The sequence below is a fragment of the Roseibium sp. MB-4 genome (genome assembly GCF_053005265.1).
Genome location: NZ_JBRKQB010000002.1, coordinates 1,018,673 through 1,045,533, shown reverse-complemented (window position 1 = coordinate 1,045,533; position 26,861 = coordinate 1,018,673). Strand labels below are relative to the sequence as shown.

Sequence of the window (26,861 nt, the reverse complement as noted above, 5' to 3'; positions counted from 1 at the left end):
TCAGATTCGGCCGCGCAACGCCTTCATCGTCGCCCGGTAGCGCGCGCGGATTTCCTCGCCTTTTACATGGATTCCACCGGTAACAACATGGCGGCCTGCCGACCAGACGTCCCTCACCATCCTGTCATCGCCCGCGAAGATGTAGGCATCCAGGATCTCGTCGCCCTCGCGGTCTTCAAGGTCTATGGCAATTGCGTCCAGCGCGACCATGTCGGCAAGGTGACCGGCAGCGATCTGTCCAGCGCGGCGTCCACATGCTTGCGCACTTCCTGAAACAGCACCATCAAACAACACGCGGCCTGTCGAATTTTTCGGATTTGCCACAGACGCCCGGCATTTGTCGCGAAGGCGCTGTGAGTACTCGAGCGTGCGCAACTCTTCTGACAAGGAAATCCGGATGTTGGAGTCGGAGCCAATTCCGAACCGCCCGCCGGCATCCAGATACCGGACGCCGTCGAAAATCCCATCTCCGAGGCTCGATTCGGTGATTGGACAAAGCCCGGCAACCGCGCCGGTCTGAGCCAGTCCAACGGTCTCTTCAGGTGTCATCTGCGTGCAGTGAATGAGGCACCAGTTTTTCGACACATCATGGTTTTCCAAAAGCCAATCGACCGGCCGCTTGCCCGTCGCTTCGAGAACTTCTTCGACTTCGGCGACTTGTTCTGCCAGGTGCATGTGCAAAGGCATCTGCCCCGCGAGTACGACAGCGTTTTTCAACGCGTCCGAATCGACTGCGCGCAACGAGTGGGGCGCGATGCCCAAAACGCTATCATTACCGAGGGACTGCAGGGCGTTGCCAGCCTTTTCATGGAGTTTTTGGAACCGGTCGAAATCATTGCCGAAGCGGATTTGTCCCGGCGCCAGAGGGCGTTGATCGCAGCCACCATGTGTGTAAAGCACTGGCAACAAGGTCAAACCGATACCGCTCTCGCTCGCAGCTGCCACAATCCGCTCGGACATTTCGCCGAGATTGTCAAAATGTGCGCCGCCAGGCTGATGATGCAGGTAATGAAATTCTCCGACGGCCGCATACCCGGCCTCAAGCATTTCCATCTGGACGAAGGCCGCAATTGCTTCGACATCATCTGGTGTGAGCGTGTCGAGAAAACGGAACATGATCTGCCGCCAGGTCCAGAAGCTGTCGCGGCTCTCCTGACCCCGGCGTTCGCTCATTCCGGCCATCGCGCGCTGAAAGGCATGGCTGTGCAGGTTGGATGGCGCAGGTAACAGGATACCGACCCGGTGCGTCTCTCCACCTGCTGAAGCGACGTTTGTTTCGACTGCGGAAATCTCGCCATTAGCGGAAACATCAACGCGGACGTTTTCCGCCCAGCCACTGGGAAGCAGCGCCTTGTCTGCGAAAATGGTGCTGTCTTGCGCCGTAGGCATGCCGGTCTCTTTCCCTCGTTGACACGTTAATATGTGCATGCATATTATCTTTTATCGCAATCTAATCAAGCGGGAGATGTCCGGTGCCACAGCGCCTGCTGACAAATGCCAAATTGGTAACACTCACCGAGACGGGAGATCCGTACGGCTTGATTGAAGACGGTGTGCTCGCCATTGATGGCGAGACGATTGGCTATGCTGGTCCGGCAGCAGATCTGCCGGAGGCATTCTCGGGCTATCCGAGTGAAGACTTGAACGGGCGTCTGGTGACTCCCGGTCTTATCGATTGTCACACCCATGTTGTCTTTGGCGGTGATCGGGCCCGCGAATTCGAAATGCGGCTCGAAGGTGCGTCCTACGAGGAAGTCGCCCGAGCGGGTGGGGGCATTGTCTCAACCGTCAAGGCAACGCGTTCAGCCAGTGAAGACGAATTGCTTGAAGGCGCGCTGTCCCGGGTGGATGCGCTGATTGCCGAAGGTGTCACGGCCATCGAGATCAAGTCGGGTTATGGCCTCGATCAAGAGACTGAACTCAAGATGCTCAGAGTTGCCCGCAAGGTCGGCAGCTTGCGCTTAATTACTGTACGGACAACGTTCCTCGGTGCCCATGCTGTTCCAGCAGATTATAAGGACAGAGCGGACGCTTACCTCTCGGAGGTTTGCCTGCCGGCGCTGGATGCTGCCCATGCCGAAGGCTTGGTCGATGCGGTCGATGGTTTTTGTGAAGGCATCGCCTTCTCACCGGCCCAGATCGCGAAAGTATTCGACAAGGCAAAGGCGCTTGGCCTGCCCGTCAAACTCCACGCCGAGCAGCTGTCAAATCTGGGCGGTGCCGCGCTTGCGGCTTCCTATGGGGCTTTGTCGGCAGATCATTTGGAATACCTGGATGAAGCTGGCGTCGAAGCCATGGCCAGCAGCGGCACAGTTGCTGTCATCCTACCCGGAGCATTCTACACATTGCGCGAAACGCAGTCCCCGCCGGTTGACCTTTTGCGCCGACATAATGTGCCCATGGCGCTGGCGACAGATTGCAATCCAGGGTCTTCGCCGCTCGCTTCGCTGCTTCTCACCATGAACATGGGCTGTACGTTGTTCCGCATGACACCGGAAGAAGCCCTTGCCGGTGTGACCCGCGAGGCGGCCAAGGCACTCGGTTTAGTGGATCGCGGTACGCTGGAGGCTGGAAAACGCGCCGATCTTGCCATCTGGAACGTTCAACACCCGGCAGAACTCAGCTACCGCATCGGCTTTAACGCCCTAGAAAAACGTATTTTTGGAGGAGCCGAATGAGCGCTCTTGTTGTGTCTCCGGGCGCTGTTCGCCTTGCCGATCTGGAGCGCGTCTACCGTGAAAACCTAACGGTTCGGGTGGACCGGGCTGCGGAAGCTGCAATCCGGTTGGCTGCGGAGCGGGTCGGGAAAGCCGCACGCGGTGAAGAAGCCGTTTATGGTGTCAACACAGGGTTCGGCAAGCTGGCGAGTGTGAAGATTGCCGCTGAAGACACAGAGACACTTCAACGTAATCTGATCCTGTCGCATTGCTGTGGTGTTGGAGAGCCGCTCGACACGGCGACAACCCGTTTGATGATGGTTCTAAAGCTTCTCTCCCTCGGGCGCGGGGCGTCCGGGGTTCATCTCGAAGTGCTGGAGCTGATCGAGGCTTGCCTGGAAAAAGGTGTTACACCGATCACGCCCTCTCAAGGTTCTGTTGGAGCGTCCGGTGATTTGGCACCCTTGGCCCACATGGCTGCCGTTCTCATTGGCGAAGGCGAAGCAGAATTCGGCGGCGAGCGGATGCCGGGTGGTGTCGCGCTTGATAGGGCGGGGCTTAAACCGGTCGTTTTGGGGCCCAAGGAAGGTTTGGGCCTCATCAACGGTACGCAGTTTTCGACCGCCTGTGCGCTTGTTGGTCTCTTTGAAGCCTGGCGTCTCGCCGAGGCTACGGTCTTGACCGCGAGCATGTCGACCGACGCCATCATGGGGTCGACGGCACCACTCCTACCGGAGATCCATGAGCTGCGTGGCCATCGTGGTCAGATCGAAGTGGCTGCCGCAATGCGCGCAGTCATGGAGGGGTCTGAAATTCGTGAAAGCCACCGGGAAGGCGACACTCGTGTTCAGGATCCCTACTGCATCCGCTGCCAGCCGCAGGTGACAGGCGCCTGTATTGACCTTCTAAGGATGGCGGCCAGCACACTTGAGATTGAAGCAAATGCGGCAACCGACAATCCTCTGGTGCTGATCGAAGAAGACCGGATTGTTTCCGGTGGCAACTTCCACGCAGAACCTGTTGCTTTTGCGGCAGACCAGATTGCGCTCGCGATAGCTGAACTCGGGGCAATTGCTCAGCGCCGCATCGCCTTGATGGTGGATCCGGGTTTGTCTTTCGATTTGCCTCCGTTTCTTGCGCGCGATCCGGGGTTGAATTCCGGGCTTATGATTGCCGAAGTGACCACTGCTGCATTGATGAGCGAAAACAAACATCTCGCAAATCCATGCTCAACAGATTCCACGCCCACCAGCGCCAATCAGGAAGATCATGTGTCGATGGCCGCGCACGGCGCGCGCCGATTGGCACGCATGAATGCGAACTTGGCTCATATCCTGGGTGTTGAACTGCTTTGTGCTGCTGAAGGGATTGAACATCGCGCGCCGCTCAAGACGAGTGCACCGCTGCAAAACGCGCTGGAACAGCTTCGGCAAAACGTGCCCGCACTGGAGAAGGACCGGTACCTGGCACCGGACCTGGAGACCGCGGCGGATTTGATCAAGTCCCGAAGCTTGGTTGCGTTTCTTGATGACAATGCCGCCTTGGTCCTTGGAGGTGCGCATGCAGCCAGTTGAGGTCTTTCACAGTGACGGGCCGGTGGTGCTTGGGGTGCCGCATGCCGGAACGTATGTGCCGCCTGAGATTTGGTCGTGCCTGAATGAAGTGGGCCAGAAGCTTGCCGATACCGATTGGCACGTTGACCAACTCTATTCCGGTCTTCTGCCAGGGGCGACGATGGTGAAGGCAAATTTTCACCGCTATGTCATTGATGCTAACCGCGACCCGGAAGGCGTCAGTCTTTATCCTGGCCAGAACACGACAACGCTCTGTCCAACAACGGACTTTGACGGACGCCCGATCTATCTGAACGGCAGCGAGCCGGATCCAGAAGAGATCGAAAAGCGGCGGCTGGCTTGGCATGCGCCTTATCACGCTGCGCTCAAGGCCGAACTGGAGCGTGTCCACGCAAAACACGGCATCGCAATTCTCTACGATTGCCACTCGATCCGTTCCGTCGTGCCGTACCTGTTTGAGGGCACGCTGCCGGATTTCAACACCGGAACCAATGGTGGCGCCACATGCGCACCCGAAATCGAGAAGGCCGTTGTCGATCTCACAGCAAAAGCTGAGGGCTACACATCGATCCTGAACGGCCGCTTTAAGGGCGGCTGGACGACCCGGCACTACGGCCAGCCGGCGCGCGGCTTCCATGCCATCCAGATGGAGCTGGCTCAGTCCACACATCTTGTGAGCGAAGACACGCCCTTTGCTTATGACGAAGCGAAAGCTGCGCGTTTGCGGGTCCATCTGAAAGAAATTCTTAGCGCACTGGCCGATCTCGCGCCCGCGCTCGTCCAACACACCAAAAATTCCGAGGGAGCCAACCATGGTTGACCGCCGCCACAATGCACGTGACGTTTTCCCGCCGACGGGGACGGAGCTCAACGCCAAGTCCTGGTTGACGGAAGCTCCGTTGCGGATGCTGATGAACAACCTGCATCCAGATGTTGCTGAAAACCCCCACGAGTTGGTTGTTTATGGCGGGATCGGCCGCGCGGCGCGCACATGGGATGATTTCGACCAAATCGTTGCGAGTTTGAAGTCACTGGAAGACGATGAAACCTTGATGGTTCAATCGGGCAAACCGGTAGGTGTGTTCAAGACCCATAAGGATGCACCGCGGGTTCTGATCGCGAATTCCAATTTGGTGCCGAACTGGGCGAACTGGGACCACTTCCACGAACTCGATAAAAAAGGTCTGGCAATGTACGGCCAGATGACCGCGGGCTCCTGGATCTACATCGGCACGCAGGGCATCGTTCAGGGAACCTACGAGACCTTCATGGAAGCCGGCCGCCAGCACTATGAGGGTAACCTGAAAGGCCGCTGGATCCTGACCGGTGGACTTGGTGGTATGGGCGGTGCGCAACCGCTTGCTGCCGTTATGGCCGGAGCCTGCTGCCTCGCGGTCGAGTGCGATGAAAAGAGCGCCGACTTCCGCCTGCGTACAAAGTACGTTGATGAAAAGACGCATTCCCTCGACGAAGCGCTTGAGATGATCGAGCGCTGGACGAAGGCAGGCGAGGCAAAATCCGTCGCCCTGATCGGCAACGCTGCAGATGTTTTCTCAGAACTCGTCAAACGCGGTGTCAAACCGGACATCGTTACCGATCAGACGTCCGCGCATGACCCGGTCAATGGGTACCTGCCGCAAGGCTGGACCGTTGCCGAATGGCGCTCAAAAGCAGAGACAGATCCGAAAGCGGTTGAGAAAGCCGCGCGGGCTTCAATGAAAGTCCACGTGCAGGCAATGGTCGATTTTTGGAATGCCGGTGTTCCAACGCTGGACTACGGCAACAACATCCGCCAGGTCGCGCTGGAAGAGGGCTTTGAAAACGCATTCGCGTTCCCGGGCTTTGTGCCTGCCTATATCCGGCCGCTCTTCTGCCGCGGGATCGGGCCCTTCCGCTGGTGCGCGCTTTCCGGTGATCCGGAGGATATCTACAAGACCGACGCCAAGGTGAAGGAACTCATTCCGGATGATGAGCATCTGCACAATTGGCTCGACATGGCCAAGGAGCGGATCTCGTTTCAAGGACTGCCAGCCCGGATCTGTTGGGTTGGTCTGGGTCAACGCCACCGGTTGGGTCTTGCCTTTAACGAGATGGTCCGCAACGGTGAACTGAAGGCCCCGGTCGTCATTGGCCGTGATCATCTGGACAGTGGATCCGTGGCGTCTCCGAACCGGGAAACGGAATCCATGAAAGATGGCTCGGACGCAGTGTCAGATTGGCCGCTTCTGAACGCACTGTTGAACACCGCATCTGGCGCAACCTGGGTGTCTTTGCACCATGGTGGCGGTGTCGGTATGGGGTTCTCGCAGCATTCGGGCATGGTCATTTGCTGTGACGGAACAGATGATGCCGCGCGCCGGATTGAGCGTGTGCTTTGGAACGACCCTGCAACCGGTGTGATGCGGCACGCCGATGCGGGTTACGAAATTGCGCTGGATTGCGCAAAAGAACAGGGATTGAACCTGCCGGGTATCCTTGGGAGATAAAAACAACGGCGGACAGCCCTCCAATCACCTTTGACAAAGAGGACAAGATGAAAAGACGTGATTTTCTGAAAGCCGGTGCAATCGGCGCAACAGGCGCAGCAGCGACAACGCTTGCAGCACCTGCCATTGCTCAAGATGTCCGCCAGTGGCGCATGGTTACGGCCTGGCCGAAGAACCTGCCAGGACCTGGTGTTGCCGCGCAGATGCTTGCGGACCGCATCACGACCCTGTCGGGCGGGCGCATCGATGTGAAGCTGTTTGCGGCCGGCGAAATCGTTCCGGGCAATGGTGTTTTCGATGCCGTCGGGCAGGGCACTGCTGAGCTTTATCATGCGGTGCCGGCCTACTGGGGCTCAAAGTCCAAGGGCATCCTGTTGTTTGGGTCCCAGCCGTTTGGACTAACGGCTCCTGAACAAGCGGGCTGGTTGATCCACGGTGGCGGTCAGGCGCTGTATGACGAGATGTACGGACGCTTCAATCTGAAGCCGTTCTTGTGTGGCAACTCCGGTCCGCAATGGGCTGGCTGGTTCCGCAACGAGATCAACAGTGTTGACGATCTCAAGGGCTTGAAGTTCCGTTCCACTGGCTTGGCATCCGAAATGTGCTCCAAGCTCGGCATGGCAGTCCAGGCTATGAGCGGCCCGGCAATGTTCCAGGCGCTGCAGTCTGGTGCCCTTGATGCGGGCGAGTTCATCGGGCCGTGGACCGACAGTGCGCTCGGCTACTACCAGATCGCCAAGAACTACTATTGGCCGGGTGTCGGTGAACCGTCTTCCGCTGAAGAATGCGCGGTTAATCTGGATGCTTACAACGAACTGCCGGATGATCTCAAAGAGGTCGTCACGCAAGCATGTGCCAGTCTCTACAACGATGTCCTGACAGAGTACAACACCAAGCATGCCCAGGCTTTGACAGGTCTCGTCAACGATCATGGCGTGATGGTGCGTAAGCTCCCGGACGATGTGATCGTGGCGATGGGCAACGCAGCAGGTGAAGTGATCGCTGACCTACGTGCAGACAGCGACGATTTGGTCAAGCAGATCACGGAGAGCTTCCTCGGCTACCGCAAACTGATGCGCGAGTATATGCCCTACGCTGACAATGGCCAGATGAACGCGCGTCTGCTGGACTACAAGTACGACTGATCGTCGGCACTGTAAGGCACAGCCTGCCTTTGGCGATCGGAGAAGTCGAAACGCTTCTCCGGTCGCCACTGCTTGACTTGACCATCTGGTCCAACTCCTCACGATGAGGGCGTGACCTTGTGAGACAAAAACAGGAACCGACCGCGATGGAAAAGCTTGCGGGTGTGCTGGAGCGCGTGAATTCGGTAATAGGCAACACCTTGTGCTGGGCAGCGCTGGGCATGCTGATGTTGCAATTCGTGATTGTGCTTCTGCGCTATGTTTTCGGCTACAGCTTCATCTTTCTCGATGAAGGTGTTTTGTATTTCCATGCAGCCATCTTCATGCTGGGCGCAGGGTACACGTTCCTGGTCAATGCCCATGTGCGTGTGGACATTTTTTATGCCAAGGCGAGCGAGCGCACACAGGCCTGGATCGACATCTTTGGCCATCTGTGTCTGCTGACGCCAGCGTTGCTTATTCTGTTGTGGTTCTCCTGGCCGACTGTGCGCAGCAGCTGGGCAATTCTCGAGGGACCGATTTCGGTTGGCGGGATCCCGGCCTCGTTCCTGTTGAAGACGCTCATTCCGGCCTACTGCATTCTTTTACTCTTTCAAGGCGCAGCTGCCTTGATCCGTGATATTTCCCGCTTGAAAGCCACCGCTGCATGAGCCTTCCTCTTGATTTGATGATGTTCGGGGCGCTGATCGCCTTCATTCTCCTCGGCTATCCGGTGGCCTTCACGATAGCGGGCGTTGCAACCGGCTTCGCGCTCCTGGGGTGGATGCTTGGAGACTTCAACATTCAGCTAATGGGGGCGATGGGCCAGCGGTTTTTTGGGGTTCTGACCAACCCGGTGCTCACCGCAATCCCACTATTTGTTCTGATGGGTGTAATCCTGGAAAAAAGCCGGATTGCCGAGGACCTTCTTGAAACGATGGGCCGGCTGTTCGGCAAGATGAATGGCGGCCTTGGTGTTTCCGTCGTTCTGGTCGGTGCCCTTCTGGCTGCGTCGACCGGTATTGTCGGCGCAACGGTCGTTGCGATGGGCCTGATTGCCCTGCCGACCATGTTGCGCAACGGGTATGACCCGAAATTGGCCTCCGGCATGGTTTGTACAGCCGGTACACTTGGTCAGATCATCCCGCCCTCGACCCTTCTGATCATCCTTGCCGATGTCATGTCGAATGCGTTTCAGCAGGCGCAATATGCGCAAGGCAAATTCACGATCGAAACGATCTCGGTTGGACAGACCTTTGCGGCCGCAATGGTGCCTGGACTTCTGCTGGTGGCCGTCTATTGCGTCTACATCATCGGTCGCGCGAAACTATTTCCTGGTGACGCACCGGCTATGAAGGAGAGTGTTGAGCCACCAAGCGGCGTGGAAATCGCGTCTGCAATCGTTCCGCCGATCCTGTTGATTATCGCCGTTTTGGGCTCGATCCTTGGCGGTGTGGCATCTCCGAATGAAGCAGCTTCTGTCGGCGCCGTTGGAGCTATCTTGCTGGCTGGCCGACGGTTGGGCGTGCCTGTCAAACTCATCATTCTGGCGACCATAGCCTTGCTGGTACTTGCAGTGTCGGCTGCGGCCTTTCCCGTTCGCCTTCAAAGGTCAGATGTGACGATTGGTGGCTATGTGCTTGCTGCAATCTACGCTGGGCTTGCTCTTTTTGCGCTTGGCATCGTACTCAAAATTTTACGTGCAGCTTTTGCCGATGGGCTTTTGAAGTCATCATTGCTGTCGACCCTGACCGTAACCTCAATGATCTTCGCAACCATCCTGATGGCGAGTTTTTTCAGTCTGGTATTTGTCGGCCTCGGCGGGGAAGACCGTGTTCATGAGCTTTTGAAGGAAATGCCTGGCGGCGCCACGGGAGCGCTGATCTTCGCGATGCTGTTCGTCTTCGTGTTGGGCTTCTTCCTCGACTTTGTCGAGATCTCGGTGATTCTGCTGCCTGTTTTGATCCCGCCGCTCATCCTGATGGGTATTGATCCGATCTGGCTCACAGTCCTGATCGCAATCAATCTTCAGACATCGTTTCTGACGCCGCCGTTCGGATTTTCGCTGTTCTATTTGCGCGGAGCTGCGCCAAAGGAAATCACCACCGGACAAATCTATCGCGGTGTGGTTCCGTTCATCGGATTGCAAATCGCTGCCGTCGCGATCCTGTGGATGTTCCCGATTATCGCAACTTGGCTTCCGCGCTGGCTTTATTAAAGTTCTTAAGAATAGCCGGGCGGCCAAAACCGCCCGGTGTCCGGATCTATTTCTTGCGGGCAGGGCCTTCGCGCTCAGACGAGGCCGCCCAAAGGTTGATGTTGGCGTCCTTCGCCGTCGCATCGATTTCCTGAAGCTCGGCTTCAGTGAACTCGAGATTTTTGAGCGCGCCGACACAGTCAATCACTTGGGCTGCTCGGCTTGCCCCAATGAGGGCCGTCGTGACGCGGCCGCCTCTCAAGACCCAGGCAAGTGCCATCTGCGCCAGTGTTTGCCTGCGCCGCTCGGCAATGGCGTTGAGTGCCCGGATGGTTGCAAGGTTCTCGTCGCTGAGAAATTGGTCCTGCAGGGATTTGCCCTGTGTTGCCCGACTACCTTCCGGAATGTCCTTCAGATACTTGTTTGTCAGCATGCCTTGGGCGAGTGGGGAAAAGGCGATGGAACCAATGCCGAGATCGTCCAAGGTGTCGAGAAGACCGTCTTCTTCCACCCAACGGTTGATCATGGAATAGCTCGGCTGATGGATCAGACAGGGAGTGCCGAGCTCCTTCAGGATTGCTGCTGCTTCTCGGGTCCTCTTTGTATTGTAAGAGGAAATACCGACGTATAGGGCCCGTCCGGAGCGGACGATGTGGTCCAGCGCCATCATGGTCTCTTCCAACGGCGTGTCCGGGTCGAACCTGTGTGAATAGAAGATGTCGACATAGTCGAGACCCATGCGTTTCAGCGATTGATCGCAGGACGCGATCAGGTATTTGCGGCTGCCCCACTCGCCATAAGGCCCGGGCCACATGTCATAGCCTGCCTTGGACGAAATGATCATCTCGTCCCGATACGGTGCAAAGTCGGTGCGCAGGAGTTCGCCGAATGCGCTCTCCGCGGAGCCCTTCGCCGGTCCATAATTGTTGGCAAGGTCGAAGTGGGTGATGCCGAGATCAAAAGCGGTCCGCGCAATTTCCTGCTTACGCTGGTGCGGGGTGTCATCGCCGAAATTGTGCCAAAGTCCCAGAGAAATGAGCGGCAGTTTCAATCCGGACCTGCCACAGCGGCGGTAGTCCATGCTGGTGTAACGGTCGGGCGATGCGGTCCAGGTCATTGCGTCTCCATTTGACTGCGTTTTTCCAAGCAACACTGTTTCAGAATGTCGATGGAGGGGGACGCTGTCTTCGCACTAAAGGAGAGTGATGTGAAGTATGGACAGAAGTTCTGGTGAAAAAGAGGCTTGCGGTAGGCGGCGCTACCGCAAGCAAGGTGGGGGAGGAGTTAGGCGCCGAACATGTCGGTGGTGATGCCTTTGTACCAGCCGATCGACTCTTCATAGGTGGCCTGACGGAGACCTGCGTCTTCACCGGTCTGGCTGATGAATTTCGACGTGGACGCGATTTTTTCATCTGTCGGGGCGTATTGTGCGCCGACTTTTACGCCATCGTTGGTCTCGATCAGGCTCCAGCAGGTGTTAGAGTATTTTGCCGGGAAAACACGTGATCCGGTGAGGTCTCCGCGAATGGTCATCGCTGCCACCTTGGCCTGGCTGTTCGCCGAGAAGCCGGACTTCGGCATGTCGCCGGCGATGCAGGCATCTCCGATGACAAAGATGGAGTTGTCTTCCTTGGAGCGCATGGAAGCCGGATCAATGGCGCAGAACCCGCTGTCATTGGTAAGTGCGGCTTTGGAGGCGATCATGCCCGCCTTTTGCGCTGGGATGACGTTCACCAAGTCGCCCTGGAAGGTGTCCAGGTCCGTTTCGACCTCCCCGGTCGACGCATCGACCTTGACGATACCGCCATGCACATCCGGTCCATACCACTCGATCATGCCCGGATAGTGCTTGTCCCAGCCTTCCTGGAATAGGGCTTGTTTGGAGAACTTCGGCTTGGGATCAATGATGACGATCTTGCTGTCGTTCAGTCCCTTGGATTTGAGAATATGCGCCATCATTGACACACGCTCGTACGGTCCCGGAGGGCAACGATATGGGTTCGGCGGGGCCACCATGACGATTTGCTGGCCGTTTTCGATAGCATCCAGTTTGGCTTTCAGAAGTTGGGTCTGAGGACCCGCCTTCCAGGAATGCGGCATGATTTCAGCCGCTTCTTCTGAGTAGCCGGGCACACTATCGTAGATGAGATCAATGCCCGGGGACACGACCAGACGGTCGTAAGGCACTTTGGACCCGTCCGCCATGACAACCATTTTGGCATCCCGATCAACGGCATCTGCCATGCCGTTTACAACGGTGATGCCGTAGTTCGAAGACAATGTATCGTAGCCGTGTGTGATGGAATCGAAATCGCGGAACCCGCCGAGGTATAGGTTGGAAAAGAAGCAGGTAGTGTAGGCCGGGTTGGCTTCGATCAGAGTGACGTCAAGATCCTCACCAGCATCCTTGGCCATATACCGGGCGGCTGTCGCGCCTCCAGCACCGCCGCCGATGACGACGACTTTTGGTTTCCCCTGCGCCGGGGCGTAATACGGCAGTGCCAAGGATGTCGCCCCGGCGCCAACCAGAAGCCCAAAACTACGGCGTGTGAGATTCGGCATGTCATTTCCTCCCAAGTAAGCAGTTTGGCCCCTGCATTTGACAAAACCTCATTGCGGATCGATGGACCCGAAATAGGCGGCCAAGGCTGCGATTTCCTCGTTGCCGAGGTTGACTGTCATGTTCTGCATGACCTGATGACTGCGGACATTTGTCTTGTACTCAAAGAGTGCCCGGATGAACGGTTTCTTAGGCCAGCCGATAATGGATGGGATGCCATCGGCCCGGCCAGAGACTTGATGACAGGTGACACATTCACTCGAAAGATATTCGCCATACGCCATGTCGCCGTCGATCTGCATGGCAACGGCCCCCATTTCTGGCGTCACAGTTTCCGGCTCCGGTTCTGACGCCGGTTCGGCTTTGGAAAGTTCTCTCAAGTAGGCAATGATGTGGGTGCGATCCTGACGGTCAGGCATGCCGCGATAGGACATTCGGGTTCCGGGTACATATTCCCGCGGCTTTTCGAGATAAAGGTCCAACGAAAACTCGTTCCAGACCATCCCGTCACTGCCGAGTTTCTTCATCGCACTGGAATACCTAAAGCCTTCCAGGGTCCCGGCCGGGCGTTCAAAAAGTCCGTCGAGATGGGGGCCAACGCCATTTCTCGCGTTGGCTCCAACCTGGTGGCAGGCTTTGCAGGCTTTAAACAGCTTTTCGCCTTTTATTGGATCGCCGTCCGATGCCATGGCCGGCGCCGCCAGTAAAAACGCTGCGCCTGCGATCCATTTTCTTGCGCGGGCCCATGCCGCATTTCTCCATGTCGGAAAATCGGCATAAGGCCGTTCAGCCTTTTCCTGCTTCTGGTCCATACCGGTTCCTCCCGTGACCCGGTATGGATCAGTCTACCGCGCCGACACCGGCGTTGTCATCGCCGCCGTCGTCGGGCGTCACATCCAGAATGCGCGCGCGCATTGTAATCTCTACAGGACCGGGCTTGCAGTCGGTCATGCATGGTTCGCTCTTTTGTGCGTAATGCGCTTCTTCGGGACGGTCATCCGCAATGAAGTTCTCCTCATTGGGCAGGCGGATATCGAGGAAGTTGTCCTTGGAGAGTTCAAACTCCTCATCGTCCACCAGATCGTTCAGGTAAAGGAGATACGCGGTGATTGCGTAGACCTCATCGTCGGACAAAGATCTGGCATTGCCAAAAGGCATTGCCCGGCGGACATAGTCATAGACTGTCGACAAGTAGGGCCAGTAGGAACCGATTGTCTTTTCTGGGCGATCGTCGGTCAGGGTGCCATGGCCACCTGCGAGAACCGGCCAGCGGTCTACTGCCTCGCCAAAATCACCGTGACACATGGCGCAGTTGTCTGTGTAAAGAACTTCTCCGTCGGCAACAGTTCCCGATCCTTCGGGAAGTCCCTGCCCATCTGGACGGATGTCGATATCCCATGCAGCCACTTCTTCAGCCAAGGCAACACGGCCAAGGCCGAAGACACCACCGTCTCGTGTGTTTGAGGTAGCAGCGGTAACGGGTTCTGTTGACGCAGGAGTGGCGGCGACTTGAGACCCGCTATCTTGTGAAGGTGCTTCGGATTGTTCTGAACCGTTGTCTGCATCTTCCGAGTAAGTCGCAAGATATGCCAAAATGTTGTCGAGATCCGCATCCTTGCGGAGCCCCGCAAAGGCCATCTTGGTGCCTTTGATCATGGCTTTCGGTTTGGCGAGATAGGTGCGGGTCGTTTCCATGTCCCACACCAATCCATCCTCTCCAGCCTTGATCATGGCGTTCGAGTACTTGTAGCCATCGATCTCACCAGCAGTGCGCCCAAACAGGTCGTTTAGATGCGGACCAACCTTGTTCTTGGCCCCATCACCGACAGCATGGCAGGCTTGGCATTTCTTGAAGACCTTCTCGCCCTTGGCCGCATCGCCCGCGGTGGCGGTGGAGGCAAGCGCGACGAGAACGGTGCCGAGCGAAAGCGCTTTAAGAGACTTCAACATTTTCAACCGCCCCGTTCTTTTGGACAAACCAGGTCTGAATGCCGTTGTTGTGGTAGATGGAGTTTTCGCCTCGGGCGGCCCGCAGCTCGTTTTTGGTTGGCTGGTAGAACCCGTGTTCATCCATTGCGCGGGACTGGATCAGCATTTCCGACCCGTCCCAATCAATGTCTAGGTAGAAGCGGTGCAGAGATTTCGACAGGCTTGGCCCGTCAATCCGCGCCGTCTTCCAATTCCGGCCGCCGTCCAGAGATACGTCTACCCGGGTGATGCGGCCGTTGCCCGACCAGGCTAGCCCTGAAATCACCATTGGTCCCTTGCCGTGAGAAACCGGCATTTGCGGGCTTGGGCTGGTGATGACGGATTTCGGATCCATCACCCAGGTAAAGCGCCTGGCTTTTCCTGTTTCCAGAAGGTCGGTGTATTTCGACGTTTCCTCCCGGTGGTGCCACGGCTGATCGCCGACTTCCAAGCGGCGCAGCCATTTGACCCACATGTTGCCTTCCCAACCTGGAACGACGAGACGCAGCGGGTAGCCCTGTTCGGCGCGCAGCGCTTCGCCGTTCATTTTCCAGGCAACCAGGCAGTCATCCAGCGCCTTTTCCATTGGGATGGAACGTGTCATGTGGGCGGCATCTGCGCCTTCGGGAAGCACCCATTTGCCGTTGGTCTTGACACCGGCTTCTTCCAGAAGTGTTTTCAGTTTCACGCCGGTGTACATCACGTTGTGCACCATACCGTGGGTGAACTGGCAGCCATTGAGCTGAGACCCGCGCCACTCCATGCCGCCATTTGCCGCGCATTCCAGGAAGTAGACGTGGTTTTCGCGGGGGAAGCGCTTCAGGTCTTCCATGGTGAAGACCAGAGGTGTGTCGACCAGGCCGTTGATCATCAGGCGGTGGTCCTGCGGTCGGATCTGCGCGACACCGCCATGGTGGCGCTCAAAACACAGCCCGTTTGGTGTGATGATCCCGTCGAGTTCATGGAGTGGTGTAAAATTGATTGAGGCGACGGCATCAGCGGTCAGCCAGGGCACGTTGCGCCGGACCACTTCCGATTCAAATTCTGATGGTAGACCGTACGGTGCTGCATCGACGCCATCGCCGAGATACCGGTTCCAGTCCTGAATTTCCGTGATCAATGGGTCACCTGCTGCGCGTGCTGCACCTGCAGCTCCGGCGGCACCTGCGGCAACACCGCTCGCGAGGCCGGCCTTGAGAAGGGACCGCCGAGAGAGGGAGGGAGTGCCCTTGTCCTTTGTCTCAGTCATGTTTCTGTCCTCAGGTCTTAAACAAATTTAGACACCGATCACCTTCACGGACTCATTGTCCGGAAGCTTCACGGTCGGATTTTTTGTGATGTGGTTTTCAACGACGTCCCAGATCGCCGGGCCCTCGGTGTCTTCATTGACCGAAGCCCAGCCGGCAACGACGTAGTCTTTTGCAGGGTCGATCGGCTCACCGGTTGAAAGAAGCGTCATGTCGGAGATGCGTTCGCCGATCTCCATTTTGGGGTCGATCGTATACCCCATGCCGCCAACGCGGACCATGTCGCCGCCTTGCTGGTAATACGGGTCCTTGTTGAAGAGGTTGTCGCCAACGTCTTCGAGAATGTCCTTCAGCATTTGACCGTTCATGGTCGAGCGATAAGCGGCGGGGTAGGTCATGGCACAGGCGTTGTGGAGGTCTTCGAAGGTGATATCTTGACCGGGCAGGAGGCTGGTGCCCCAGCGGAAGCCGGGCGACAGTGCAATCTGGGCGTCGCGTTCCTTCAGAAGCGCCTGACAAATCAGGTCATCGAAGGTGCCGTTGAAGTTGCCGCGCCGGTAAAGGAGGCTTTCTGTCTTGCCGAGAATCCGCGAAAGGTCTGCCTCAAAGGGCGCGCGGACCTCATCGATCAGCGCACTCATCTCTGCATCTGGCGTGATTACGTCAGAAAAGATCGGGATCAGACGGTACTTGTAGCCTATAACCGCGCCGTCTTTCACATCCAGATCAACGCGAGAGACGAACTTGCCGTTCGAGCCAGATGCAATCACCAGCGTGTCGTTGACAATGACCGGTTCAGGCAAAGCGTCGTGCGTGTGGCCGGTTAGGATGACGTCGATGCCAGCAACGTTGGAGGCAAGCTTCCGGTCAACGTCGAACCCATTGTGAGAGAGCAAGACAATGACCTCGGCGCCTTCGCCGCGGGCCTCTTCGACGTGCTTGGCAATGTCTTCCTCGCGGATGCCGAAGGACCAGCCCGGGATCATCCAGCGTGGATTGGCGATCGGCGTGTAGGGGAAGGCCTGCCCAATGACCGCAACCTTTGACCCACCGCGCTCAAACATTTTCCAGGCTTCGAACGCCGGCTCATCCCACTCGTTGTCGTAAATGTTGGAGCCCAGGAACGCAAAGGGAAGGTCGTCGATGATCTCCTGAACCCGGTCCGTGCCGTACGTGAATTCCCAGTGGCCGGTCATGGCATCCGGTTTCAACGCGTTCATGACCGTTACCATGTCCTGGCCAAGCGTTTGATTGGATGTGTAACTGCCCTGCCAGGTGTCGCCCCCGTCCAGCAGCAGGACGTTGTCATCGCCGCGCTCGGCGCGAATACGCTTGATCACGGTTGCCACCCGGTCCATGCCGCCCATCTTGCCGTAGGATTTCGCCAGGGACGCGAAGTCTTCTGATGTGAGTGCGTAGGCATCCGGCGAACCGGCTTCGATGTTGTAGAGTTTGAGAAAGTCCGCGCCGGTCACATGCGGCGGTTTGCCGGTGACATCGCCAATGCCGAGATTGATGGAGGGTTCCCGGAAGTAGATCGGCTTCAGCTGGGCATGAATGTCGGTAATGTGGACCAGCGTCAGGGACCCTGCCGGCTCCGTGGCCAGGAGTTGGTCTTCGCTCAACGCCTGTTGTGCCATCAGCTTTGACCACGACCCGGCCATGCCGGAGCCGAGCAGGGCGCTGGTTGCGGTTGCCGCCATCAAGAACTCGCGTCTTGAAAACATTCACTTAACTCCTGATTCCTGATGAGGCCGAAGCCTCCAAATAGCCAATGGCAAAAGGCAAAGTTTTTCTGTTGGCGCGTAAAAACTTACGAACCTTGATCGTTTTATCGACCGGTGTTGATTTGATCCGTCGCCGGCGCTGTGGCCGGAGTTTGGGAAGCGGCAGTTCACCGCCGCTTCCAAGTTCTCGTATTGTCTTACTGGCGCACGGCCGGTGTTTCGACCGACAGGCCGGAGCCGCGCCAGGCGAGGTACAATTCTAGCGATGTGAATTCATCCGAGCCGCGTTTGAACGGCGTTGCGCGGATGTTGTCCATGCAGCCTTTGAACCGCCGGTGTGTTGATCCAAGCCCCTGCCATTTCAAGCGATAGGTCGGGAAGCCGTTGATCTGACCCTGACTCAAATGGTCGGCACGGATCATGTTGCCATAGTTGTCCTCATGACAATTGGAACACGACATGTCGAGCTGACCGACACGTGTGTAGTAGAGATCCTTGCCCTTGTTGAACCACTCTTCGGCAGGGCCGTCGATCTTCACATTGACCGGCATGCCGCGGGATTGAAGACCAAGAAACGCCGTCATCGCGAGCATCTCAGCACTTTCCCATTTCCATGGATCGGCGCCCTGGTGTTCCTTCCGTGACCAGTTGATGTGGTCTTCAAGGGTCATCAGGGTGTTCTCGCCCTCGTGCCATTTGGGCATAGAGGCTCGCAAGCCCTTCATGCTTTCCGAGGCATCTCCGTGGCAAGACGCGCACGATTTGCCTGAAGTGCCGGCTTCAGTTTCCCAAAGTTCCGAACCGTAGTCGACTGCTGCAAATGCGGGGTTTTCAAAGTCGTCTGTTTGCAGGGCCTGAGTTTCATCAGAGCGGAACCGCCATCCAGAAAGAAGTTCATCTAACGGGTGACCTTCCGGTGCCGCCACTTTTGTAACGAGCTTTTCGCCTTCGACGATCAATTCCGCATTTTCATCCGCAACGGCTTGGTTGGACATTCCGAGTACCAAACCTGTCGCAAGGATTGCAGCGGCAGAGCGTCCTGTATTATTCGTCATGGTCAAATCGTCTCCTCCCGATTTGTGCGACCGTGATGGCTTTAGACCCTATTCGACCGTTATTTTCTTTTCGGTCTCATAGACGCTGCCGTTGTCGTCCACCCAGGTGAACTTGAAGGTTCCGCTGTTGTCGACCTTTGCGCTGAACTGAAGGTAGGGGTTAGCCGATACCGCAGGGTCCAGATCACAGGAGAACACGACTTGGCCGTCGAACTCGCAGGTGAACTTGTTGATGATCTGCCGGGGGATCAACTCGCCGGTTTTCTTGTCTTTGCGCTGACCTGATTCCATCGGATGGCTGATCAGTGTCTTGATGGTGATGACTTCACCCTTGTCGGCCTTCTTTGGCACTTTTACGCGGGGTTTTGGGGATGCCATTTTTCGTTTCCTCTCGTCCGGTCGTTGCCGATTAGCCGCCGCAGCCGCCGATGGTGACCTTGACTTCCTTGGTGTCCATGAAGGTTGAACCGTCGCTCATTTTGGCGACAGCGATGACGTTTTGTGTCTTCGCCAGCCGGATCCGGGTCTTGGCCTCGGCTGCACCGCTCATGGCTGAAAAGTGGAACGTCGCAACAGCCGGGTTCGGGTTCCCATCTGCCAAGATCAGAACCGATTCAACATAATTGTCCGAAGTCATCGGGCTATCGACAGTCACACCCACAGGAACGGTGTTGCCGTTTTCCGCGATTTCCGGCGTATCCAATGAGACTGTGCCCTCGGTCGGGGTCGCTCCTCCGGTAAACTCCTTGATAGCAGCGTCCGTGTCAGGTGTTGCCGCGAAAGAAATTCGCGGGGCGAATGTCAGGAAGGCGGCTGCACCCGCAGTCATAGCCAAAGCCTGGCGTCTAGTGATGGTCATCTCTTGCTCCTTGAAACCGGAGATCAGTTTTCTTTGAGGGTCAGCAGATAAGCGACCACATCCTCGACTTCCTGGGCGGAGAGGATCGTCTTATCGGTGAATTTGTCGGCGATGCGTGCTCCAAGTGCCGTCGTGTAGAAACCGGGCATTATGGTTTGGTCGCCGAATACCTGCTTGCTGTTGATCACGATCGCGCGCAATTGCTCCGTGCTCCAGCGATCGCCAACGCCATCCAGTTCCGGGCCAACTTCGCCGTGAAACAGAAGCTCGGCCAGGTCTGCGTTCGCGTGACAGGCGAGGCAGTTGCCTTTTTTCCGGTCGGCGAAAGTGTCCCGGCCGGCAACCGGGTCACCGGCCTTGCCGGTGAGTGATGATTTGGCCTCCATGTCGACAATCTCGACGGCCGTTGGAGCGATGGTTTCCGCATGCAATGCGCTGACCGAAAGTGTCCCGGCCAGGCATGTCGCTAAAGCAGCGCCCCATAGTCTTGCGCCCTTTGTCATATTATTGGCTTTCCTCCTCAGTGCGGGTACGCTCCACCGTACCCAAGATGGACTCATTTCCACGGTCCATCTGTTCTCCTCACATTAAAAGATATGATTTTTTGCATATGTTATGCAATACGCCTTTTTGCGGACTTTCAAATTTGTGCAAGTTTTAGTCCCCTCCGAGACGGCCTTGGTCACGTAACTCATTGATTATACGAGCGTGATATTTCTGAAAGTGTTCGTCACTTTCGTAGCCTTTTTCGTTCACCCAGCGAAACATATTCAGGAATGTCCACTTGCCGAACGACCCTGGCATCGTCGCAACCGCCGAATCCGCGACCGTTCCGTCTTCCGGTATTTCGTCTGGAAGAAAGACGATTGTCGGCGTGAACACATAGCCCCATTTTCGGGCGGCGGTCTTCTCGGTCAGCTCTTCTCCGTCAATGTCGATGACTTCTTCGTCGCCGAACATGTTGTATTGCACGACCATGAAGTGCTCTTTGATGTAGTCCGTCACTTCCGGGTCGCTCAGGAGCTTCTCATGCATGGCCTTGCAGTAGATGCAGCCGCGTTGCTCGAACACCAAGGCGAGGCGTTTTCCCTCGTCGGATGCTGTTTCGATATCTTCTGCGATATCCTTGAAAGTGATGGTGAACCAGGGCTGTTTGTGGAGCCCGTCTTCGCCGAGGGTTGCGGCATGCCCTGCGGTGTGGCTCAGCGTTAAGCAGACCGCTGCCGCTGCGAATGATTTGATGATCTGATGCATGTCGAGCTCCTCCCAGGTGCGCTCAGCCGATTTGTGAAAAAACCGGGAATGTTTCCAACAGCCAGAAGGCAATGGCCGACATCTGGCCGGTGATGAACAGAACTCCGGTCAAGACCAAGAACCCGCCCATGATTTTTTCGATGGTGCCCATATGTTTGCGGAAGCGGCTGGCCCAGCCCAAAAACCGGCTGGCAAAGGCGGCTGCTAGAATGAACGGAATACCAATGCCTAAGGCGTAGACGGCCAGAAGGCCTGCGCCATGCCAGGTCGTTTGCGAGGATCCGGCAACAAACAAGATTGCAGCCAGCACTGGCCCGACGCAGGGCGTCCAGCCAAATGCGAAGGCGAGCCCCATGATGAATGCACCCACCAGGCCTGCCGGTTTGGTCTCCACGTGAACTCTTGCCTCCCGGAACAATAGACCGATCCGGAAAATGCCGAGGAAGTGCAGACCCATGATAATGATGATCGTGCCGGCGATGTAGGACAGAACATCGTAATAGCGCGCGATAGATTGCCCGATCACACTCGCGGTTGCTCCAAGCGCCACGAACACGGCTGAGAAGCCGAGCACGAACGCAATTGCGGCCAGAACCACCCGGCGTCCGGTAGCGGTCGTTGCCGCATCACCCTTCAACTCGTCCACGCTCACGCCGGCGAGGTAACACAAGTACGGCGGCACAATTGGCAGGACGCAAGGCGACACAAAGGACAGCAATCCCGCCAGAAACGCCGCGCCCCACGAAACCTCGAGCATAAAGTGTCCTCCCAGACATGACGACTTTGTGTTTTGTTTAAAATATTCAAAAAGTCATATATATTGCAATCTCAGAAAACACGGAGAATGGCAAGTGCGTCGTTTGAATGTTGTAGGAGCGCTGGTTGCGAGCGCCTTTTTTGCCGGACTTGCTGCGTTTCCGAGGTCCGGGATTGCAGCGGAATTGATCATGGTTGAACAACCGGGTTGTTCCTGGTGCATGATCTGGAATGAAGAGATCGGCGTTGCCTATCCGAAAACCGATGAGGGCAAACGTGCTCCCTTACGCCGTGTGGATATCACGGACGGCTGGCCGGAAGATCTGGGAAACGTTCAACGGGAACGGCTGACACCGACTTTCATTCTTGTTGAAGATGGCAAGGAGATCGCACGGCTCCGCGGGTATCCCGGTGAGCATTTTTTCTGGCCACTGCTCGGCGATATGCTCGACAAACTGGAGGAGCACAGAAAAAGCGGCAGTTGATTATTGCTGCCACTTGCATCATCTACCCGAATGAGCGCAGAATTGCTGCGCTGCAATAGTTTCGCTGAACCTGTACGGATACTGAAACGTTCGATGAACCTGCCCGTCTTCAACAAGGATATGAGCGCCGAAGACTTTGACCAGTTGATGGGTCAGGCGCGCAAGGCGAGTGATCTTTTGAAAGCACTGTCGCATGAAGTGCGTCTTGTGATCCTGTGCCTACTGTCTGAAGGCGAGAAATCTGTTTCAGAACTAGAAGATATCCTGACGGTGCCACAGGCTGCCGTTTCACAACAACTTGCTCGATTGCGGCTCGAAGGTCTTGTGCAGACGAGGCGTGAAGGGCGGATGATTTATTACAGACTGGTTGATGATGAGGTGAGCTCTATCATCTCCACCTTGTACGATCTTTTCTGCAAGGACGTGCGTCCACAGCCTAGCGATCATCAGTAAGCTTGGACTATGCCGCCGCGTGCATTGCAGCACGCTTGAGCGTTGAAGAGCCTTATCCCCCTTGTTACTCTCTAAAAAGAGCCACCGGAGAATGGCCTTTGGGGGGACGCGACGAGGGGCCGGTAACGGCAGCCAACAATGCCTGAATTAGACCTGACGCTAATATTGCCTGTATTCGGCGTTCTTGCCGGATGCGTTCTTGGATTTATTGGCCGCGCCACACATTTTTGCACTCTGTCCGCGCTGGAGCGCCACTGGTATGCCGGAGACAGTTCCGGGCTCAGAACCTGGGTGCTTGCAGCCGTGGTTGCGTTGATTGGAACGCAGGTGCTTGTCGCATTCGGTCTCGCCGACACTGGAGCGTCCTTTTATCTCGATCCGGGGTTTCCTTGGACCGGCGCGGTTCTCGGTGGGGCGATGTTTGGCCTCGGCATGGCCCTGGTTGGCACGTGCGGGTTTGGCGCCGTGCTGCGCCTTGGTGGCGGCAGTCTCAGAGCTCTGGTGGTTCTGACCGTCATCGGACTGGCCGCATTGGCCGCGCAGCGCGGGATCGTCGGCATCATTCGGGTGCCATTGGTTGATGATCAAATGATTACCTTCACCGCCGCTGGCAGTCAGTCCATGGGCGATATTGTCTCCAGTCTGGCTGGTTTCGATCTGCGGTGGCTGGTCGCGCTTCTCATGGTTGCGTTTGGATTGGGCTGGATATTCAAGGACAGTGCCTATCGCGGTGCCCGGGCAAAAATCGCCTCTGCTGTTGCGATCGGTCTGGTTATCCCGTTCGGCTGGTGGGCCACAACTTACGTAGCCGCAAATTCCTTTGACCCGGTGCAGATCGAGGCAGGATCCTTCGTTGTGCCGGTTGGAGACAGCATTCTACAGCTGATCACCTACACCGGTGTTTGGCCCGACTATGGTGTCGGACTTGTTGCGGGCACGCTGATTGGTGCGGTTCTTGCGGCTCTGTGGAAACGCGATATCCGCTGGGAAGCTTGTGATGATGCCCGGGAACTCGGGCGTCACATTCTTGGCGGTACACTTATGGGCATCGGCGGTGTTTTCGCAATGGGCTGCACCGTTGGGCAGGGCATTACGGGTTTTTCCACCATGGCGATCTCGGCACCGATCGTGATGCTGTCCATGGCATTCGGCGCCCGGGTAGGGCTTGCCTGGCTCGTCGAAGGCTCAGCCCTCGCGGCTTTCCGGCGAAGTGACGGCGCCGATCGTCGTCATCCAGCGGAATAGCGGCAGCAGAGTTCTACGGACAGTGCAGTCCCGGCCTTGAGCCGGGACCACTATTGAGGCCCCGGCTCAAGCCCGAGGTGGCTTCGCAGCTTTAACCCGCCACAAACTTGTAAGCCGAACCTGTGCGCTCGACCCGGCCGATGCCCATGTCCGGCAGATGAAAGCCGATCAATTGCGTTTGGTCCGTGGCCAGGCGATCCAGAAGAGCCTTTCGGGTTTGGATACCCTTTTGCGGGTCCTGATCCGATCCGGACACCCAGTCGGGCTTTTCGAAGGAAATCACTGAATTGGTGATTGCATCCCCCACGACCAGAACGGATTCGCCATCTCCATGGATCATATAGGACGTGTGACCCGGCGTATGACCAGAGGTGTCGACAGCTTCAACACCGGGTACGACTTCCATGCCGGGCGTGACCATCTGCACCTGGTCTTCGATGGCCTCAAAGCGTGCCTGAGCCCCGACGACGAAGCTTTTACGGGCTTCCGGTGTCTTCGCCAGCGTGTCATCGGCGCGCCAATAGTCCCATTCAGCTTGTGGCACCCAGAGTGTTGCTTCTGAATAAAGCACGTCATCAAAGTCATCGAGAATGCCCCAGAGATGATCCGGGTGCGCATGGGTGAAGATCACATCGGTCACGTCCGAAGGATCAATGCCGACCTCTTCGAGACCGGACAGCAGCTCGCCTGCGCTGGGCTGGAAGTTGGCCCCAGCGCCTGCATCGAACAGAACAAGCCGGTCGTCCTGGCGCAGGAGGGTGATGTTGCAGTCCGGCGATGCCGTATCGGTTGGTAAACCATGAGGTTTGAAAAGGGCCTCAATCTCCTCTGGGCTTTGGTCAGGCAGAAGGAAATTCATCGGCAGGCTCAAGTTGCCGTCAGAAAAGACGCTGACCTCATTGCCGCCGAGTTTTATGGGGTTCGAGGCTGCAAAGGAAGGGCGGAGGCCCGTGATCGCAGCTGCTCCTATGCCAAGTCCGGCCTTTAGCAAAAAGCGGCGCGAGGGGTGTTCTTTCAAGGCAACCGGCATGCGTAGTCCTCCACATATTCAAATTTATGAATTTATCTATGTTTCCTTGAGAAACGTCAATGCAGCTAGGGAAAGAGGCAGGCAAGTGTTGCAGATCCAACATCGGCTAATCGGTAGACAGCGATGGAATTGACCTACTTTCTGGATCGATTTTCAGAACCTGCGGTTTTAACCGCAGGCGGCTTTCTGGCCGGTGCATTGTTTGGCGGGTTCGCGCAGCAAAGCCGGTTCTGTCTGAGGGCAGCAGCTCTCGATTTTGCGCACGGTGTTTTTGGGGTTCGTTTATCAATCTGGCTGTTTGCGTTCTCCGCAGCACTTCTTGGAACGCAGCTGCTTGTTGGCTTCGGCGAAGTGCCATCGCAAGAAGCCCGTCAACTCGCCTCTCCGCAAAGTCTTTCAGGCGCAGCGTTGGGCGGCGTGATGTTTGGCATTGGAATGGTCTTGGCCAGAGGATGCGCCAGCCGGCTTCTCGTCCTCTCTGCGACCGGCAACTTGCGGGCGCTTCTGTCCGGACTGGTCTTTGCGGTGATTGCCCAAGCCAGCCTGAGGGGTATCTTGAAACCCGTGCGCGAATGGTTCGCCGGGCTCTGGACAACGGCGGACATCGGCGGGAATGATTTGATTGCACATTTAGGGCTGTCGCAGACAGTCGTACTTGGTTTTGCATTGCTTTGGTTGGGCGCCGGAATTGTGATTGCGATCAAGGCCAAAACACCCCTTTGGCAAGCAATTGCAGCGTGCGGAGCGGGGCTCGCCGTACCGCTCGCATGGTGGTTCACAGCTTCTGTTGCCAGTCAGGCGTTTGAGCCGGTGCAGATCGAAGGCATCACCTTTACAGGTCCCTCGGCTGACACGCTGATGCTGTTCTTGTCGCCAGCGCAGTCTGCGCTCGATTTTGGAATCGGACTTGTTCCCGGCGTTTTTGCCGGCTCGTTCCTCGCTGCACTTTTTTCCCGCGAATTGGAGCTTCAGGGTTTTGAAGGTGGCCGGTCTATGGCCCGCTATGGTACCGGAGCCGCGCTAATGGGCTTTGGCGGCATGCTGGCAGGCGGCTGTGCCGTTGGCGCGGGTATCACCGGGGCCTCTGTTTTCGCGGTGACTGCCTGGATGACGCTCTCGGCGATCTGGCTATCTGCGGGGTTGACCGACTTTGCATTGAATGGTCGTCCGGCGAAGACCGGATCAGCGCAGCCGGTCGTCGGAGCGTCCTGAGCAAGGCTATGTGAGGATCGATCTCAGCCAGTCTTTCACCGTCTCCACCTCGGGACGTGTTCTTGCTGAATGATCCCGTTCCACAAGGTAATGGTCTTGTCCGAGTGGAATACGAATGTCCAAGGGAATCTTGAGCCGCCCGGCCTCTTCCAGCCTGATCGCAGCCCGCTCCAGGATGAGAGCGACTCCAGCACCTGCTGCTGCCAGCTCAACAGCTGCAAGCGTGGTGTCGACAGTTACCCGCCGCTGCTCCTTTGGGCGTTCCAGGCCACATCTTTCAAAGTACCGGTCCCAGTGATCCTCAAAACCTAGAATGTGGATGAGCGGTGTCTCCAGAAGCGTATTGGGCGAGTCTATGGTTTCTGCAAGCGAGGGTGTACAGACAGGAATGATCGTATCTTTCGCCAGAAGGTCTGCGTGCCCGTCTGGCCATTTGCCGATGCCAAGCCGAATGTCGATATCGACCTCGGTCTCTAAAACCGTCTCTGCCCAGATTGCCGACAGAAGGCGAACCTTGATAGTCGGATGTTCTTCCAAAAATGCGGGCAGCTGTGGCGCGACCACCAGAACCGTTGTGGAGATTGGTGCCCGCAGGGTGACAGTCCCTGACTGGCGCGCCCCGAAAAGACCTGCCGTTGACAAGGATAGCTCGTCAATCGCCTTGCGTACGGAGGGCAAATAGGCCTTTCCGATTTCGGTCAGTGTGAGTTTGCGCGTTGAGCGGAGAAACAGGGCATGCCCAAGCTGGCTCTCCAGATTGCGGATATGTGTGCTGACGGCGGCTTGCGTGAGACCCAGGTCATCGGCGGCCGCTGTGAAACTGCCGAGTCGGGCGGCTGTTTCGAAGCTTCTGAGCCACATCAGATTTGGAAGACTGGACATCTTTTTATTGATAAAAAAATTATAGGAATGTCCATCTATTTATTCGTTTTTCTTTTGGTGCTGGGTCAGGAATCCTTTCCGCCATCTGAA

At 56.8% G+C, this 26,861-nt stretch carries 26 protein-coding genes; 11 read left to right on the top strand and 15 right to left on the bottom strand.

Translation table 11 applies throughout. The features are described from left to right. Window positions 1-1,389, bottom strand: coding sequence for a formimidoylglutamate deiminase (locus ACVDG4_RS16005; protein WP_447235815.1), 1,389 nt, complete (start codon window positions 1,387-1,389; stop codon window positions 1-3). Window positions 1,390-1,472: 83 nt separating this feature from the next. Between ACVDG4_RS16005 and hutI the strand changes: the two genes are divergently transcribed. The 7 genes from hutI (at window position 1,473) to ACVDG4_RS15970 (ending at window position 10,059) form a co-directional block, all read left to right on the top strand. Further along, complete coding sequence (gene hutI, locus ACVDG4_RS16000; RefSeq protein WP_447235814.1) at window positions 1,473-2,678, top strand: imidazolonepropionase; 1,206 nt, start codon at window positions 1,473-1,475, stop codon at window positions 2,676-2,678. Next, window positions 2,675-4,231, top strand: a complete 1,557-nt coding sequence (gene hutH, locus ACVDG4_RS15995; RefSeq protein WP_447235813.1) for a histidine ammonia-lyase — start codon at window positions 2,675-2,677, stop codon at window positions 4,229-4,231. The genes hutI and hutH overlap by 4 nt, the downstream gene beginning before the upstream one ends. Next, complete coding sequence (gene hutG / locus ACVDG4_RS15990; protein ID WP_447235812.1) at window positions 4,218-5,051, top strand: N-formylglutamate deformylase; 834 nt, start codon at window positions 4,218-4,220, stop codon at window positions 5,049-5,051. The genes hutH and hutG overlap by 14 nt, the downstream gene beginning before the upstream one ends. After that, window positions 5,044-6,717: a urocanate hydratase gene (gene hutU / locus ACVDG4_RS15985; protein ID WP_447235811.1), complete on the top strand. Its 1,674-nt coding sequence runs from the start codon at window positions 5,044-5,046 to the stop codon at window positions 6,715-6,717. The genes hutG and hutU overlap by 8 nt, the downstream gene beginning before the upstream one ends. Before the next feature lie 47 nt (window positions 6,718-6,764). Beyond that, window positions 6,765-7,862: a TRAP transporter substrate-binding protein gene (locus tag ACVDG4_RS15980; RefSeq protein WP_447235810.1), complete on the top strand. Its 1,098-nt coding sequence runs from the start codon at window positions 6,765-6,767 to the stop codon at window positions 7,860-7,862. A 146-nt stretch (window positions 7,863-8,008) separates the two neighbouring features. After that, on the top strand, window positions 8,009-8,512 hold the full coding sequence (locus ACVDG4_RS15975; protein ID WP_447235809.1) for a TRAP transporter small permease subunit: 504 nt from the start codon (window positions 8,009-8,011) through the stop codon (window positions 8,510-8,512). Next, a complete protein-coding gene (locus tag ACVDG4_RS15970) occupies window positions 8,509-10,059 on the top strand; it encodes a TRAP transporter large permease (RefSeq protein ID WP_447235808.1) in 1,551 nt (516 codons plus the stop codon). Before ACVDG4_RS15975 ends, ACVDG4_RS15970 begins: the two co-directional genes overlap by 4 nt. 46 nt (window positions 10,060-10,105) lie before the next feature. Here ACVDG4_RS15970 and mgrA read toward each other — a convergent pair whose 3' ends face one another. From mgrA to ACVDG4_RS15910, 12 genes are all read right to left on the bottom strand, one after another. Further along, window positions 10,106-11,155 (bottom strand): L-glyceraldehyde 3-phosphate reductase, encoded by a 1,050-nt coding sequence (mgrA, locus tag ACVDG4_RS15965; RefSeq protein WP_447235807.1) that lies wholly within the window; start codon window positions 11,153-11,155, stop codon window positions 10,106-10,108. 167 nt (window positions 11,156-11,322) lie between these two features. Then, entirely contained in the window at window positions 11,323-12,600 is a 1,278-nt protein-coding gene (locus ACVDG4_RS15960) for an NAD(P)/FAD-dependent oxidoreductase (RefSeq protein ID WP_447235806.1), read from the bottom strand. Window positions 12,601-12,648: 48 nt separating this feature from the next. After that, the gene (locus ACVDG4_RS15955) at window positions 12,649-13,410 is read right to left on the bottom strand and encodes a c-type cytochrome (RefSeq protein ID WP_447235805.1); all 762 of its coding nucleotides are present in this window, start codon (window positions 13,408-13,410) and stop codon (window positions 12,649-12,651) included. 28 nt (window positions 13,411-13,438) lie between these two features. Further along, window positions 13,439-14,548 (bottom strand): c-type cytochrome, encoded by a 1,110-nt coding sequence (locus ACVDG4_RS15950; protein WP_447235804.1) that lies wholly within the window; start codon window positions 14,546-14,548, stop codon window positions 13,439-13,441. Continuing rightward, window positions 14,532-15,815, bottom strand: a complete 1,284-nt coding sequence (gene soxC, locus ACVDG4_RS15945) for a sulfite dehydrogenase (RefSeq protein ID WP_447235803.1) — start codon at window positions 15,813-15,815, stop codon at window positions 14,532-14,534. Before soxC ends, ACVDG4_RS15950 begins: the two co-directional genes overlap by 17 nt. 27 nt (window positions 15,816-15,842) lie before the next feature. Beyond that, entirely contained in the window at window positions 15,843-17,540 is a 1,698-nt protein-coding gene (soxB, locus tag ACVDG4_RS15940) for a thiosulfohydrolase SoxB (RefSeq protein ID WP_447235802.1), read from the bottom strand. A gap of 197 nt (window positions 17,541-17,737) precedes the next feature. Beyond that, entirely contained in the window at window positions 17,738-18,595 is an 858-nt protein-coding gene (soxA, locus tag ACVDG4_RS15935) for a sulfur oxidation c-type cytochrome SoxA (protein WP_447235801.1), read from the bottom strand. A 48-nt stretch (window positions 18,596-18,643) separates the two neighbouring features. Beyond that, the gene (gene soxZ, locus ACVDG4_RS15930; RefSeq protein ID WP_306147650.1) at window positions 18,644-18,973 is read right to left on the bottom strand and encodes a thiosulfate oxidation carrier complex protein SoxZ; all 330 of its coding nucleotides are present in this window, start codon (window positions 18,971-18,973) and stop codon (window positions 18,644-18,646) included. A gap of 31 nt (window positions 18,974-19,004) precedes the next feature. After that, window positions 19,005-19,454 (bottom strand): thiosulfate oxidation carrier protein SoxY, encoded by a 450-nt coding sequence (gene soxY, locus ACVDG4_RS15925; protein WP_306147649.1) that lies wholly within the window; start codon window positions 19,452-19,454, stop codon window positions 19,005-19,007. Between the two features lie 23 nt (window positions 19,455-19,477). Further along, a complete protein-coding gene (gene soxX / locus ACVDG4_RS15920; RefSeq protein ID WP_420339864.1) occupies window positions 19,478-19,957 on the bottom strand; it encodes a sulfur oxidation c-type cytochrome SoxX in 480 nt (159 codons plus the stop codon). Window positions 19,958-20,111: 154 nt separating this feature from the next. Continuing rightward, a complete protein-coding gene (locus ACVDG4_RS15915; protein ID WP_447235800.1) occupies window positions 20,112-20,708 on the bottom strand; it encodes a thioredoxin family protein in 597 nt (198 codons plus the stop codon). Window positions 20,709-20,730: 22 nt separating this feature from the next. Further along, window positions 20,731-21,465 (bottom strand): cytochrome c biogenesis CcdA family protein, encoded by a 735-nt coding sequence (locus tag ACVDG4_RS15910; protein ID WP_133951743.1) that lies wholly within the window; start codon window positions 21,463-21,465, stop codon window positions 20,731-20,733. 94 nt (window positions 21,466-21,559) lie between these two features. On the opposite strand from ACVDG4_RS15910, the gene ACVDG4_RS15905 reads away from it, so the two are divergent. The 3 genes from ACVDG4_RS15905 to ACVDG4_RS15895 all read left to right on the top strand — a co-directional run bounded on the left by ACVDG4_RS15905 (window position 21,560) and on the right by ACVDG4_RS15895 (window position 23,647). Next, entirely contained in the window at window positions 21,560-21,949 is a 390-nt protein-coding gene (locus ACVDG4_RS15905; RefSeq protein WP_447235799.1) for a transcriptional regulator, read from the top strand. Window positions 21,950-22,042: 93 nt separating this feature from the next. After that, window positions 22,043-22,402 (top strand): ArsR/SmtB family transcription factor, encoded by a 360-nt coding sequence (locus ACVDG4_RS15900; protein WP_447235916.1) that lies wholly within the window; start codon window positions 22,043-22,045, stop codon window positions 22,400-22,402. Window positions 22,403-22,540: 138 nt separating this feature from the next. Beyond that, a complete protein-coding gene (locus ACVDG4_RS15895; protein WP_447235798.1) occupies window positions 22,541-23,647 on the top strand; it encodes a YeeE/YedE family protein in 1,107 nt (368 codons plus the stop codon). Between the two features lie 91 nt (window positions 23,648-23,738). On the opposite strand, the gene ACVDG4_RS15890 is transcribed toward ACVDG4_RS15895, so the two are convergent. After that, window positions 23,739-24,677 carry an MBL fold metallo-hydrolase gene (locus ACVDG4_RS15890; protein ID WP_447235797.1) on the bottom strand — a complete coding sequence of 313 codons (939 nt, stop codon included), beginning with the start codon at window positions 24,675-24,677 and terminating at the stop codon, window positions 23,739-23,741. 123 nt (window positions 24,678-24,800) lie between these two features. Between ACVDG4_RS15890 and ACVDG4_RS15885 the strand changes: the two genes are divergently transcribed. Beyond that, the gene (locus ACVDG4_RS15885; RefSeq protein WP_447235796.1) at window positions 24,801-25,889 is read left to right on the top strand and encodes a YeeE/YedE family protein; all 1,089 of its coding nucleotides are present in this window, start codon (window positions 24,801-24,803) and stop codon (window positions 25,887-25,889) included. A 6-nt stretch (window positions 25,890-25,895) separates the two neighbouring features. Here ACVDG4_RS15885 and ACVDG4_RS15880 read toward each other — a convergent pair whose 3' ends face one another. After that, complete coding sequence (locus ACVDG4_RS15880) at window positions 25,896-26,771, bottom strand: LysR substrate-binding domain-containing protein (RefSeq protein WP_447235795.1); 876 nt, start codon at window positions 26,769-26,771, stop codon at window positions 25,896-25,898. Between the last annotated feature and the right edge of the window lie 90 nt (window positions 26,772-26,861).